This is a genomic window from Paenibacillus planticolens, assembly GCF_013141725.1.
GTDB lineage: Bacteria > Bacillota > Bacilli > Paenibacillales > NBRC-103111 > Paenibacillus_E > Paenibacillus_E planticolens.
The window spans coordinates 108,692-121,855 of record NZ_WHNZ01000030.1 but is presented as its reverse complement, the minus strand read 5'-3'; the positions used below and the strand labels follow the sequence as shown (position 1 = coordinate 121,855).

12 protein-coding genes are annotated in these 13,164 nt (G+C 46.3%); 11 read left to right on the top strand and 1 reads right to left on the bottom strand.

The window, feature by feature from the left end:
* Positions 1-24 precede the first annotated feature (24 nt).
* The 5 genes from GC097_RS15085 (at position 25) to ytvI (ending at position 7,127) form a co-directional block, all read left to right on the top strand.
* Positions 25-1,158, top strand: coding sequence for an HD-GYP domain-containing protein (locus GC097_RS15085; RefSeq protein ID WP_171684127.1), 1,134 nt, complete (start codon positions 25-27; stop codon positions 1,156-1,158).
* Positions 1,159-1,223: 65 nt separating this feature from the next.
* Entirely contained in the window at positions 1,224-3,452 is a 2,229-nt protein-coding gene (locus tag GC097_RS15080; protein WP_171684126.1) for an MMPL family transporter, read from the top strand.
* A gap of 119 nt (positions 3,453-3,571) precedes the next feature.
* Entirely contained in the window at positions 3,572-4,699 is a 1,128-nt protein-coding gene (gene yfkAB / locus GC097_RS15075; RefSeq protein WP_171684125.1) for a radical SAM/CxCxxxxC motif protein YfkAB, read from the top strand.
* 29 nt (positions 4,700-4,728) lie between these two features.
* Positions 4,729-6,066, top strand: a complete 1,338-nt coding sequence (locus GC097_RS15070) for a hemolysin family protein (RefSeq protein WP_171684124.1) — start codon at positions 4,729-4,731, stop codon at positions 6,064-6,066.
* 14 nt (positions 6,067-6,080) lie between these two features.
* A complete protein-coding gene (gene ytvI, locus GC097_RS15065) occupies positions 6,081-7,127 on the top strand; it encodes a sporulation integral membrane protein YtvI (protein WP_171684123.1) in 1,047 nt (348 codons plus the stop codon).
* An 83-nt stretch (positions 7,128-7,210) separates the two neighbouring features.
* Here ytvI and GC097_RS15060 read toward each other — a convergent pair whose 3' ends face one another.
* Entirely contained in the window at positions 7,211-7,897 is a 687-nt protein-coding gene (locus tag GC097_RS15060; protein ID WP_171684122.1) for a C40 family peptidase, read from the bottom strand.
* Positions 7,898-8,101: 204 nt separating this feature from the next.
* On the opposite strand from GC097_RS15060, the gene GC097_RS15055 reads away from it, so the two are divergent.
* The 6 genes from GC097_RS15055 (at position 8,102) to GC097_RS15030 (ending at position 13,121) form a co-directional block, all read left to right on the top strand.
* Positions 8,102-8,326, top strand: a complete 225-nt coding sequence (locus tag GC097_RS15055; protein WP_171684121.1) for a spore coat associated protein CotJA — start codon at positions 8,102-8,104, stop codon at positions 8,324-8,326.
* Positions 8,323-8,589, top strand: a complete 267-nt coding sequence (locus GC097_RS15050) for a spore coat protein CotJB (protein ID WP_171684120.1) — start codon at positions 8,323-8,325, stop codon at positions 8,587-8,589. The genes GC097_RS15055 and GC097_RS15050 overlap by 4 nt, the downstream gene beginning before the upstream one ends.
* 16 nt (positions 8,590-8,605) lie before the next feature.
* The gene (locus GC097_RS15045; RefSeq protein ID WP_171684119.1) at positions 8,606-9,175 is read left to right on the top strand and encodes a manganese catalase family protein; all 570 of its coding nucleotides are present in this window, start codon (positions 8,606-8,608) and stop codon (positions 9,173-9,175) included.
* Between the two features lie 314 nt (positions 9,176-9,489).
* Positions 9,490-9,948 carry an SMI1/KNR4 family protein gene (locus GC097_RS15040; RefSeq protein WP_171684118.1) on the top strand — a complete coding sequence of 153 codons (459 nt, stop codon included), beginning with the start codon at positions 9,490-9,492 and terminating at the stop codon, positions 9,946-9,948.
* A 313-nt stretch (positions 9,949-10,261) separates the two neighbouring features.
* Complete coding sequence (locus tag GC097_RS15035) at positions 10,262-10,723, top strand: hypothetical protein (protein WP_171684117.1); 462 nt, start codon at positions 10,262-10,264, stop codon at positions 10,721-10,723.
* A gap of 535 nt (positions 10,724-11,258) precedes the next feature.
* Entirely contained in the window at positions 11,259-13,121 is a 1,863-nt protein-coding gene (locus GC097_RS15030) for a hypothetical protein (RefSeq protein WP_171684116.1), read from the top strand.
* Positions 13,122-13,164 lie beyond the last annotated feature (43 nt).

The following is a 13,164-nucleotide window of genomic DNA, read 5'->3' as shown; positions in this document are numbered from 1 at the left end:
GCTCAGCTACACGGGGGTCCTTACATGCTGTTAATGCCGATCAACAAGTGTCATCCTGGAATGAGGCTGGCCAAGAACATTTACAACGAAGATGGTATGGTTTTACTGGCTGTTAACGTTGAACTTACGCAGAGATTAATTGATCGGCTATTTTCTTTTGGTATTGACTATATATATATCGCAGATTCCCGGACCGATGACGTTATTCAGGTCGATGTCATTCAAGATGAAACGCGCAGCAGGGCGGTTATCGAAATTCGGGATACCTTTAAGAAGGTTATGGAAGATTCGAACAAACGCGGAGCTGTCAGCTATTATGATATCGGGCGCAATTTCCGTGACGTCATGAAAATGATTATTGATGATTTGAGCGCTCATCAGGGCGCTATGGTCATGCTCAATAATATGAATATTAAAGATAATTATTTGTTTCAGCATTCGGTGAATGTCAGTATTTACGCGATCATGCTCGGCATTAGTTTCGGGTACAGCCGTGAAAAGCTGGAGACGCTTGGACTTGGCGCCTTGCTCCACGATATTGGAAAGACCAAAATTCCGCTGGGCATTCTGCGCAAGCCGTCTCAATTGACTGCGGACGAATTCGCGGAAATGAAAAATCATACGACCTACGGTTTTCAAATTTTGAAAAATGAACCGAACATTCCGCTGCTGTCTGCACACTGCGCTTTACAGCATCATGAACGAATGAACGGAAGCGGCTACCCGAGAGGCTTGGAAGCTCCGGACATTAATGAATTTGCAAGATGGATCGGGTTAGTAGACTCTTACGACGCGATGACGACAACACGTGTATATCGCAGGCCGTTATTGCCGCATGAAGCCATGGAGCAGCTATTTGCAGGCTCAGGCACGATGTACGATCAAAGCCAAATTGCTTTGTTCCGCGATAAGATTGCGATTTACCCGCTAGGGATTACCGTAAAATTGAACACAGGCGAATTCGGTATCGTATCCAAATTAAATATGACGTTTCCGCAAAGGCCGGTTGTCCGGATTCTGCAGGATGAATCGGGAAGAGACCTGAAAGAACCTTACGAAATCGATCTGTCAACGAAGCATTCCATCTTAATTTCAGAAATCGGTGAAATTAAAATCAATGATCTGGACACAGAATCGGGTATGCCAGCCATACTTTGAGATAAAATAGAGATAACGAATATGAAGAACCTGGGCTCCCAGGTTCTTTTTGCAAATCAGGGGGGATGAATGTGAGAGAATCAGCGGTGAAAGGGAAATTTTGGAGATGGGGATACGCCATGTACAGGTTTCGTTGGCTTGTACTTATAATTGGCGTGCTGCTGCTCCTTAGCTTCGCTATTTTTGCTCAGAAAACACCCGGCATCCTCAAAGACAACGGCTTTACACCCAAAGGCAGCGAGTCAGACCGCGGTTTGATCCAATTGAGGGATGAGCTTGGCGTACCGCTTACGAGTCTTAACCTGGTGTATACGGGAATTGGCCTCGATATGACGGAGAAAGCGCAGCAGCAAGCGATCATGGATTCGCTAAGCGAATTGAAGAAGCTGCCGTATGTAGAAAGTGTGAATTTCATCACCACACCGCGAAACGAGGGGCATACGGATGTGCAGGCTGTCACCGTATCGTTAGACCTGGACACGGACCCGGCACTAGAGAAATACCCCGAACTGAAAGAGCGCGTGCATCCGCCTGCGGGAATGAAGGTCTACGTAACGGGAGGACCCGCTATCTTGCATGACATGCAGGAAGCGAGCAAGCATGATATTGCCAAATCGGAAGCGATTGGCTTGCCGATCGCGCTTATCGTATTGTTAATTGTTTTTGGAACGTTAGTCGCGGCACTCCTGCCTATGATTGTAGGTCTCATGAGTGTAACCCTGACGCTTGGAATTACTTATTTTATCGCGCAGCACCAATCCTTATCGAATTTCCTCCCCAATATGGTGACAATGCTGGGACTTGCTGTCGGTATTGATTATGCGTTGTTCCTGGTCAGCCGTTTCAGGGAGGAACTCAAGCTGCAGCCGAATGCAGCTGAAGCCGTAGCGATGACTTGCCAGACGGCGGGGAAATCGATTTTCTTTTCCGGCATTGCGGTTTTGATCGGACTTCTGGGGATGCTGTTCGTGGATCTTACCTTCTTTCGTTCCTTGTGCTTAGGAGGAATCATCGTTGTCTCCATCTCCGTCGTTGTCGCCAACACGATGCTACTTTCCCTGCTGGGGCTGCTTGGGGAGCGGATCAACTCCCTGCAGGTGCTCCCTAAGCGCTTTCGTAAGCAGGAAACGTCGCGTTTCTGGGAAAAGGTCGCTTATGGCGTGATGAAAAGGCCGATCCTGTTGGTGGTCCTTGTCGGCGGAGCTTTGATCTATGCCATGACGCCCATTGGTCAAATGAAGCTGAGCGTGCCCAATGCGGAGGTACTGCCTCCGAGCTACGAGTCGCGATATGGGTCCGATTTGCTGAAAGCGGCTTATGACCCGCGCATGATGGGACCGATCCAAATCCTTGTACATACGAAAGATGAAGTATGGGAAGAGTCATCGATACGCCAAATCCGAGCTTACGAGGATCAGGTGAAAGACATTTCCGGCGTCAAAGAAATTCAGAGCTATCTCAATTCACTTGGCCAACATACAGATGCTGAATTAGCCGGCATGTTGAAAGCTCCAGGAGTCAAAGAGAAAATCGAAGGAGGTAAGCTGGCGAAATCGCACACAGCCCTTCTCGTGATCGTTCCTGAGAAGGACCCGGATGACACGACGACGGACGGGCTAGTGCGGAAGCTTCGCGCCTTGGACCGTGGCGGCCTCTATGTCGCAGTCACTGGCGGCCCTGCATACCGGCTTGATATCATCGATCGGATTCAGAATGAGATCCCTATGGTACTCACTTTCGTCATGGGGATCACCTATATCGTCCTTCTGTTTGCCTTCCGGTCTGTCCTGCTGCCGCTTAAGGCCGTTCTGATGAATATGCTAAGTCTCGGAGCGAGTCTCGGCTGTGTGGTGTTAGTGTTTCAGCACGGCTACATGGCGGATCTGCTGCACATTACATCCATTGGCTATGTCAGTGCGACGCTGCCGGTCATTATTTTTTGCGTTGTGTTCGGCATCTCGATGGATTATGAAGTTTTCTTGATTTCCCGCATTATGGAGGAATATGAAGCAAGCGGCGATAACGATAAGAGCACTGCGGAAGGCCTTAAAAAAACAGGCAGCTTGATCACCAGCGCGGCTTTCATTTTAGTCGTTGTCGTCGGTTCGTTCATTTTCACGGATATTGAAATTATGAAGGCGCTCGGTTTGGGGCTTGGCCTTGCGGTTCTGATCGACGCGACGATTGTTCGCGTGATGCTCGTTCCCGCTTTGATGAAGCTGCTTGGGGATGCGAACTGGTGGGCGCCGAAGTGGCTGCGGATGAAATCGTCTGTTCATGCGAAAAAACAGTAGCAGAACGGGAGGGCGGTTTCCTTTTTTACGAATCATAAGTTACAATAAAGGGCATAGGTATAGGCATGATAAGAACAAATAGCAAGTGAATAGGAAATGATAGGTCAGGTGTAAACAGCATGAATATGAATGGAACACGCTCCTTGTTACCGGAGCTATCTCCCGCGTACGATCCTTGGGACCCGATTCGGTCTTATCGCCAATACGGGAAGCACGTACTTACAAGTGTAGAGTTAACGATTACGAATCTGTGCAATATGAGGTGTGAGCACTGCGCGGTAGGCGATTCGTTAACGATGACGGAAGGGCCTCGTATTCCCTTGCCGGTTATTTTGAATAAGCTGGATCAGGTAGAGCATTTGGAGACGATTAGTTTGACAGGCGGAGAACCATCCTACCATATCAAGATCGTCAAAGACTATATGCTGCCTATCCTTCAATATGCCCGCGATCGCGGCGTTCGAACTCAAATCAATTCCAATTTGACGCTGGACTTAGAGCGATATGAGCTTCTGGCTCCCTATTTGGATGTTATGCATATCTCCTTTAATTACTTAAATGCGGACGATTTCCACCAAGTCGGCTTCGTTAATTCTCAGCGTCCTGTAGGACGTGAAACGGCGGTGCGCATGTACGAACGTATGGTGGAAAATACGATAGCGCTCAGCAAAGGCGGGCTATATGTCTCGGCGGAATCGATGATCAACACGCGTACGCATGAGAAACTGCCGCAAATCCACAAGCTTATTGATGAAATGGGCTGCAAACGCCACGAGGTTCACCCGATGTATGCGAGCTCCTTTGCCTCACATTTGCCAATGGTTTCGCTGGACGAGTTAAGAAGCAGCATTCACCGGTTGTTGGACAGCAGGAATCGCGATATGTGGATGTTATTCGGTACATTGCCGTTCTTTGCTTGCAATGAGCTCGAAGAGGACCGGACGCTGGTCAAAAGGCTTCGCGAGGAGCCGAATGTTACGGTCAGGAATGATCCGGACGGACGAAACCGCTTGAATGTGAGCACATTTACCGGCGAGGTGTTCGTTACGGATTTTGCCAATGAACCCCCTTTGGGCAATATTCATGACGATCCTCTGGATGATATTTTTGCAAGATGGGAGCATAATCCGCTCAATCAAAAGGTTAACTGCTTCTGCAGCGCAGCTTCTTGCTGCGGACCGAACCTGCTGGTTGCCGACTCTTATTACCGTTCCGTGGACTTCAAAAAGCGTAAAGCCATTATCTAATATCATCAATCTGAAGGAGATATCCGCAATTGCCACATACTTCCTTTGAAATTGGACCCATCGTTCTTAATTTGGTATTAGTATTTATTCTCGTTTTTCTGAACGGTTTCTTCGTCGCTGCTGAATTTGCGCTTGTGAAGGTTCGGCATTCCCGCATTCAGCAGCTTCTTAATGAAGGCAACGGCAAAGCCAAGTATGCGAGCAAAGTCACATCGCAATTGGATACGTATTTATCAGCTACGCAGCTGGGCATTACGCTGGCCTCGCTGGGTTTAGGCTGGGTTGGGGAACCGGCTGTTTCCGAGCTGATTATGGAACCTTTTTTCCACATGCTAGGCTTGCAAGCTTCCGTATATACACATGCCGCTTCCTTCATTGTTTCATTTGGCTTTATTACGTTTCTGCACATTGTGATGGGGGAGCTGGCTCCGAAATCTTTCGCGATTCAAAAAGCGGAACTAACCTCGCTGTGGCTGTCTGCGCCGCTTTTGTATTTCTACAAGCTGTTTCGTCCGATCATTTGGTTTCTCAATGGGGCGGCAAACAAGTTTTTGTCCTGGATTGGCGTAGAACCGGCAAGCGAGCATGAAGCAGCCCATACGGAGGAAGAAATTCGCATCCTCATGGACGAAAGCGTGAAAAGCGGTCATATCGACCAAGATGAAATGGTGCTTTTTGATAATATATTTGAATTCTCGGAACGGATTGCCCGTGAAGTGATGCTGCCGCGTACGGATATGGATTGTCTGTATTTGGAGCTGAGTTTTATTGAAAATTTAAGCATGGTTCATGAGACCAAACATACCCGTTATCCGGTAGCTGACGAGGATAAAGATAGAATTGTCGGTTTTGTACATATTGCAGATCTGTTTACAGCTGATCCCGATGTCGAGCATGAGATTAAAGATTTCCTTCGCCCTATTCTCAATGTTCCCGAATCGATGGAAGTCAGCCGCGTTCTGAAACTCATGCAGAAAAAGCATTCGCAATTAGCGATCGTCGTGGATGAATACGGCGGTACGGCCGGACTGCTCACCTTAGAGGATATTATGGAGGAGATCGTTGGCGAACTGCATGACGAGTTCGACATCGACGAGCGTCCAGGCGTTGAGGTGAAAGAAAAATATACGTCCGTTGACGGGCGTGTGCTGATTGAGGATTTGAATGATATGCTCGATCTGGAGATTGAGGACGAAGATGTGGACTCCATCGGTGGCTGGGTATTTAAAAATTTGGAAGGTGCTCCGGTTAAGGGTAAAAGAATAGCATACGGCAATCACGTTTTTGAAGTTTCCGAAGTGGATCGATTGCGAATTGTACGCATACATATTACTAAAATCAACGCTGTAAAGCCTGATAATGAATAAGCGGAGGAATTCCTATGTCGCCTAAGACGACACTAACTATGGTGCTTGGATTGCTGCTCCTGTACGGATTGTTCACGATAGGGTTACCTTTCCTGCTCGCTTTAGTGACAGCTATTTTTTTGGATCCTCTTACTGTGCTTCTCATGCGCGCTATAAAGGTTAGCCGGTTGATTGCCGCGTCAATCATCTCCACGATTTTTACACTGCTGGCGTTGGCCTTGTTCTATTTCATCGGGTTTAATGTCGTGACGGAAGTCATCGATTTGGGGCGGAAAGCTCCCAATTATATGGACGAAGTCAATAAATACGTCGATCAGGCCGTGAGCCGGACCCAATTGTTCTACGATTCCTTGTCGCCGGAGATGGCGGCACAGGTGCAAACCTGGCTGGAGCGAAGCACGGAAACGTTAACCAAGACATTAACCGACGCTCTTAGCGGCGTTTCTGGATTTTTCCTGAACATGGCAGGTAAAATACCGAATTTCTTCATCGTTATGATTGTCTATGTTATCGCTTTATACTTGTGTATGTTTAGTTTGCTGAGAATGAGAGTTGCGTTCCTGTCCATGTTCGAAGAGCAGACAAGAGCAAAGATGGAAAATGTCCTCGTTTATTTGCGGGAAGCCATCTTCGGCTTCATCCGGGCACAGCTCATCATGGCGATCCTAACGTACCTGGTCACCTTCATAGGCTTGCTGGTGCTCGGAGCTGAATATCCGCTGGCGATTTCATTACTGGTGATGGTGATGGAATTCGTTCCGGTCATTGGTACGGGGCTTGTGTTTATCCCTTGGTTTGGCTATCAGCTATTGGTCGGGCATACGGGTATGGGAATCGGATTATTGGTCTTGTTCCTTGTCCTTACGATATTCCGCCGAATTGTGGAGCCTAAGGTGCTGAGCGAAGCGGTAGGGATTAATGCACTCGCTGCATTAATTAGCTTGTATATTGGCTTCGAGCTGTTAGGCGTAGCCGGTTTGTTCTTAGGACCTTTGGTCGTTATTATTTATCAGGCGATGCGGAAGGCCGGCCTTTTGAAATTAAATATCAAGTTGGACTGAAAGGAAGGAAGTCCCTGCTCTTTGCCGGTTATGGCATGGGGGCAGGGATTTTTTTTGTTGTTACTAATAAGGCAGTGCGCAAACTAATAAACTCGCTTTGCTCCTAGATACCTAGGACCCCAATATGAGCTTGTAAGACTTTGCGGGTAGATGCCTGCGGATCGTGTGGCGGATAGAAATTGCCCATTCCCCATATAAAATCCGACATGGTCAACGACGCCAGGAGTGGATATCGAGAAGAACACCAAGTCGCCTGGCTGCAAATTCCCCTGACTTACAGGTACTCCTGTGTCAAAAAGCTCTTTGGAGGTTGTTCGCACAGCCGGTATTCCGTTTCGCTGAAACATGTAATAAATAAAACCGGAGCAATCAAAGCCTTGAGGGGTCGTGCCGCCCCATAGGTAGGGAGTTCCGACGAAGTTCATCGCATCGTTCATCAGCAGGCGTTTTTTTAGCGAATGAGAGATGCTGGTCTGAGTTGCGGCGTCCGCTACGCCAGTAAGAGCTAACGAATAAGCTTTTTGATAATCATTAACAGCTTGAGCTGTGATCGTACCGAAGTAACCGGTGATGGTCGGGTAAGTGAAGTAGCCGAGGGTTTTTAAATTTGTTTGCAGGACGGACACCGAGGAACTGGTCATTCCTTGCGTTAAAGTGGCGCTGCTTGATACAGCGGTTGCCGCAGATGCGGGAGTGGCGGGAAGCATGACGTTAATGGCGACGGTTGCAAGAATTGTTGCAGAAACAAGAATTCGTATGGATCGTGTCATTATGTTGCCCTCCAAGATGTTAGATTGTGTAAGTAATGGAGCCACATGGATCAATCCTATAATAAGCGGTAAAAGCATCCGGTGACTATAACGAAATATTGGCAAAACAGTGATTTTGGCCAAGTTGTGCCGCATATACGTGTTTATAGGCTTTTGCCGCTATGCCCGATCTCTGTGTAACGAAGTGAGAAAAGGAGGTGTCGTATGCATTCGCAATTTAAAAAATTCTTCCCCTACATCAGCCCGTTCGATCCTTGTCCGCCAATCCGTGTGAAATTGTATAATACACCGCCGCAGCTCTATATGAGCTTCCAGCCGCCCGGTTTGCCGCAATTTAGTCCATATGAAGCTTTGCAAAAGGGTACGCTCTGGCCTGCTCTGTTTGGACCTTACGAATCAAAAGTAGAAGAAGGGAGCCCATGGATATGAATCCACCAGCGGTACCGGAATCTTATTACAAGATGATGCATGACCTGCAAGCGGTCGACTTTGTCCTGGTTGAGTTGACGCTTTATTTGGATACGCATCCGCACGATCTCGCGGCTATCCAGCAGTACAATCAATTCGCGCAAAAGAGAACGATGCTGGTTCAGGAATTTGAAATGGAATTTGGCCCGCTTATGGCGTTTGGTCAAGCCTACAGCAAGCATCCTTGGCAATGGGTTGAAACGCCATGGCCATGGCAGGTCTGAACAAGGAGGAAGAGCCATGTGGATTTATGAAAAGAAGCTGCAATATCCTGTCCGAGTCAACAAATGCGACCCTCGAATGGCGAAGCTTCTGCTTGAGCAGTACGGCGGTGCCGACGGTGAGCTTGCTGCAGCATTGCGGTATTTGAATCAGCGTTATGCCATTCCGGATAAGGTTGTGGGCCTGCTAACGGATATTGGCACAGAGGAATTCGCTCACCTTGAGATGATTGCAACAATGGTTTATAAGCTCATGAAAGACGCAACCCTTGAGCAGCTCAAAGCTGCCGGCCTGGATGATCATTATGCGAGTCATGACAGGGCGCCATTTTATCAGAGCGCGTCAGGCGTGCCATGGACGGCCACTTACATACAAGCGAAGGGAGATCCCATTGCAGACCTCTACGAGGATATAGCTGCCGAAGAGAAGGCAAGAGCTACGTATCAATGGCTGATTGATTTGACGGATGACGTCGATCTTCAGGATAGTCTGAAGTTTCTCCGGGAGCGGGAGATTGTGCATTCGCTTCGTTTTAGGGAGGCTGTCGAAATTTTGAAGGAGGATAGGGAGCAGAGGAAGATTTTTTGAGGGTTTGGTTTGAAAGTGATCTGAGAAGGGGATAAGGCTTGGATATCTGATCTGTGAAAGTTGAGTTTATTTGAATGATGAATAGGTTAAACCACTTTGCGATTAAACGTCGTTTGGTGGTTTTTTTGTATGTGGTTGTTACACTAGCAACTAAAAATGGCACTACTTGGCACGTTATGAAGAATCCGCTGAGTTTGAATTTGTATACGTATGTTAAGAAAACCCGTTTCCGATAGTTCCGATTGTTATTGGAGCTTGTACTAAGATTTTTTTGAATATGTTAGAATTATTAGTAAAGAAAAAAGGTGCTCAAAATGCATTTTGAAATGGACAATACTTTTGCCCCTATATCTTTAGAAGCTATTCAAGAAGTAGAGAAGAGATATGGGTTTATACTACCAAATGATTACAAGGATTTTTTATTAAAGTACAATGGTGGGAAACCAAGACCTAATGTGATGTTCACTACTAAAAATGGATTTTTAACAAGCTATCTCATTTCTGTTCTTCCTTTATTTGATAGGAAAGTGCCTAGCTTGGTTGGAAATTTTCTGTTTTTCAACAAAGAAGAAGGAAACCTTCCATCCAATATAATTACATTTGGAGAAGACCCTCTTAGAAATTTACTGTGCATTTCGGTAGAAGGCAATAATACTGGATTTATTTACTACTGGGATTACATGAATGATGATAGTGATACACCAACCTATGATCATTTAGTACTTATCTCAGAGAGTTTCTCCAAGTTTATTGAAGAACTACGTACTGAGTAGGCATATTACTCCACCTTGCGACTATCCACCCGTAGGGTGGTTTTCTTTTTGTTGCTGCTGTATCGCTAATAATGCATATCACCGCAAAAACCTTACAAGCGGCGAAGTTTTCAATTCAGAAGAGAACTATAACATTATTCAAAATTGCAGCATATTGCGACAGAGATAAACTTAACTACTATAAAAGTGGGCTTTGAAACAAACCTTGGAAAACAATTGAAAAATATTTTTCCAATTCTTGTAACAAATAATCATATGATAGTGTCTACTATTATGTAATGGAATTTATTTTATATTTTAGGAGGAACTATCAATGAAAAGAAAAGTAGTAACAGTCCTGGCAGCATTCGCAGTATTTATGTCACTCACCTCATCTGCATTTGCAAGACCTGCTCTCCCGGAACCAGACAGTGCGAGTAACCCGAATATCTTTTACGGAGTAGGAGATTATTTTACAGGTACTTTCGCTAATTTTGATGATATCGATTATTTCCAATGGACAAACGATACAGGTTCAGCTAGAACGGTATTCCTTTATTTCTGGCAGCCAAACTACACGACTTTAAATTACGGTATTAATTCAGTAGGTATTTCTGGTGGAAGTGCTCCGGGTGCTTCAACTCGACTTTGGAGTGCAAATGGCCGTGAAAACTGGCAGTTGTACGTTCCTGCTGGGGCAAAAGTAACCGTCACCACAAGAAGCTATACGTATTCTGGAACAGATCCGAGTGTTCCGTACGAACTACTTCTTAACTCAGGCTACACGCCGCAATAAAGCATCCTTGGATCGAAGGTACAGCATTCTCAATTTTTTGAGAGGGCTGTACCTTTTTTACTTAAAGGGACTTTTCAGTGGCCTACTGCCGGGAATTCCCCCTTTTATCGAAAGCACCGTCATGATGGCCGTTTAAGAAACCATTGTATTAAGTAGCCCTAAACGTCCCAAGTTGCCTTGTTTTAAATTTAGTGGTAACATACATTTGGAAATTCCAGGTCATAATCATCAGGTGGTAAAAATCATGGATATGGACTATTTCATGTTAATATTCGGTTGTATATTTGCCGTGTTCGCTACGGTGGGGCTCGGATTCTTACTATTCCTTTTACGCCGGGAGAGAAGAAAATCCGATGAATATGAATAGAAATAGACGACAAGAGCATGATCTCATTAAAAACCGCGTAAATCGCGGTTTTTTTGTATTTTGGGATAAGTTGTTGTTAATAACACGATTAAACTATCCCCAGCTAACGGAACAATCACTCTCCAAATGCGTCAAATATTGGGAGAGATGACTTGTAAGGAGGTAAAAATGGCCTATACACGATTAATTGTTTTGGTGATGGTGTTTGAAGTATTGATTACGACTGTAGTCGGGCTTGGCATTTATTTTGGATTTTCCGTGTTTCCATATTCTCAGTCACTGGTAACGACAACTGGTGCTTCTGTGCAGACAGCCGGGTTTAATGCAACGATTCCTTTATATATGCCATCTCTTGCGGACCTAAAAATCCCATACACGTATCTTCAGGCCGGGGCTCCGGCATGGGGAATCGCGGCATTCCTTGTATCGGCGGCTGTAATGGTGGTGCAAAGTTTTGTCCGGGGTATGTACCTCGGAGGTCTGAAAGGTTGGGTTCTGAACCGTAAGGCAGTCCCTCTGATCGCGTGCGGACGCAGGTATTTCGGCGATATGGTAGCATGGTCTCTTTTTCAAAGCGTGCTTGGCGCGGTAATCGTTTTCCTTGCTGCAGCTTTTTTTCCGGTTGGGCTCATATTGATGGTTGCTTTAATGTTTTATTCGCTTACACCATATTTGATTGTCCTCCAAAATATCACCTTTAGCGATGCATTGGCGAAGGCGCCACGCATGTTTCGGCGCTATTTCGGCACATTGCTGCCGCTTGCGCTGTTTGCTATGCTTTGCACGCTAATTGTCAGCTTATTTCGATCACTGCCGCCTCCGTTGGGCTACGCGGTACCGTTGATCGCTTACGCAAGCATTGGAACCCTGCTGATTAGCGAGCTAATGAGAAGGCTGGCAGTGAAGTTAAAGCTAGACGGTGAACAGACTCCTGATCAGCCATTCGGAGAGGCCCGCGAGTATAAAATGGTAAACGCTATAATTGTGGCGCTCGTGCCGTTACTAGTTGTGGCGGGGATTTTTGCAGCTTCCGGAAAGCACTTAAGTGCGTTTGAATTCGGTAGTAAAAAGCAGCTCAACGGTATTTCCTACTTGACGAATTTCTCCGACGTATTCTATGCGTCAAAGCAGAACTATACAGCTTACGAGTGGCAGACAAGTGATTATAGTATTGCAATAAGGCTTCCGGACTTGTCCGGAGAGAAGAAGCCAGACGAACTGCATGGAATAGCCGACATTACATGGCAGGTGAATGAGGATATTCGCACAGTAAATGGGCATTCAACCCAAATCGACGTAAAGCCGATCATGCACAAGAGCCGGTTGATGTACAGACTTGTCCTGGAAACTGCTGCCAATGGCAGCTTCTACTACTCCAGCATACGTGGTTCTGCTTCGATCCTGCCGGGGAATGAGCGGCCGCGTGAGCCATTTTCCATTCAAATGATGGTTAGCGGAGACGGCAGTCAGATTTTTGCCATGCAATATCCAGCACGTTTTGATATTGCACAGGTATTCCGTGTTTCGGATGACGGGCGGTACTTGATCCCAGGCACAAGCCGAACGAATCCAATGGATTTCCATACGTATTGGTTCACCGCAGAACAGAATACGGAGAATCTATTAGAATTGCTGGCAGCCAAAAATAAAACGAATTACGTTCCTACGACTGACCGAGCTTACCTAGCGCTTGCTTGCGCCATGCAGGAAGGTGATGGGCGCATGGTCGCCAATTTGCTGGAGACGATGCGGCAGGCAGGCGTGAACGTGAAAGCTCCTGATTGGGATGAGCTGACGTGGTCAAACAATTTGCATGACAAATATAAAGGTGCAAGCTTGCAGAAGACCCTGGAGCTGCTAACAAAGGCTGGCATTCAAGGCGGTTATGAAGCCAAGGAATTATCGGATAAAAGCGATGAAAAGGTCGGTGTTTACCGCTTCGAGGTACCGTTCCCGGAAGGCATGCTGCCTATCACTTTTTCGGAGTCTAAGGTAGACGGCAAGCTGATGTCCTTAAATGTAATAGACTAGAGTATTATGGATTTTGCGAGTCGTGTTAAAATGTGGATATACT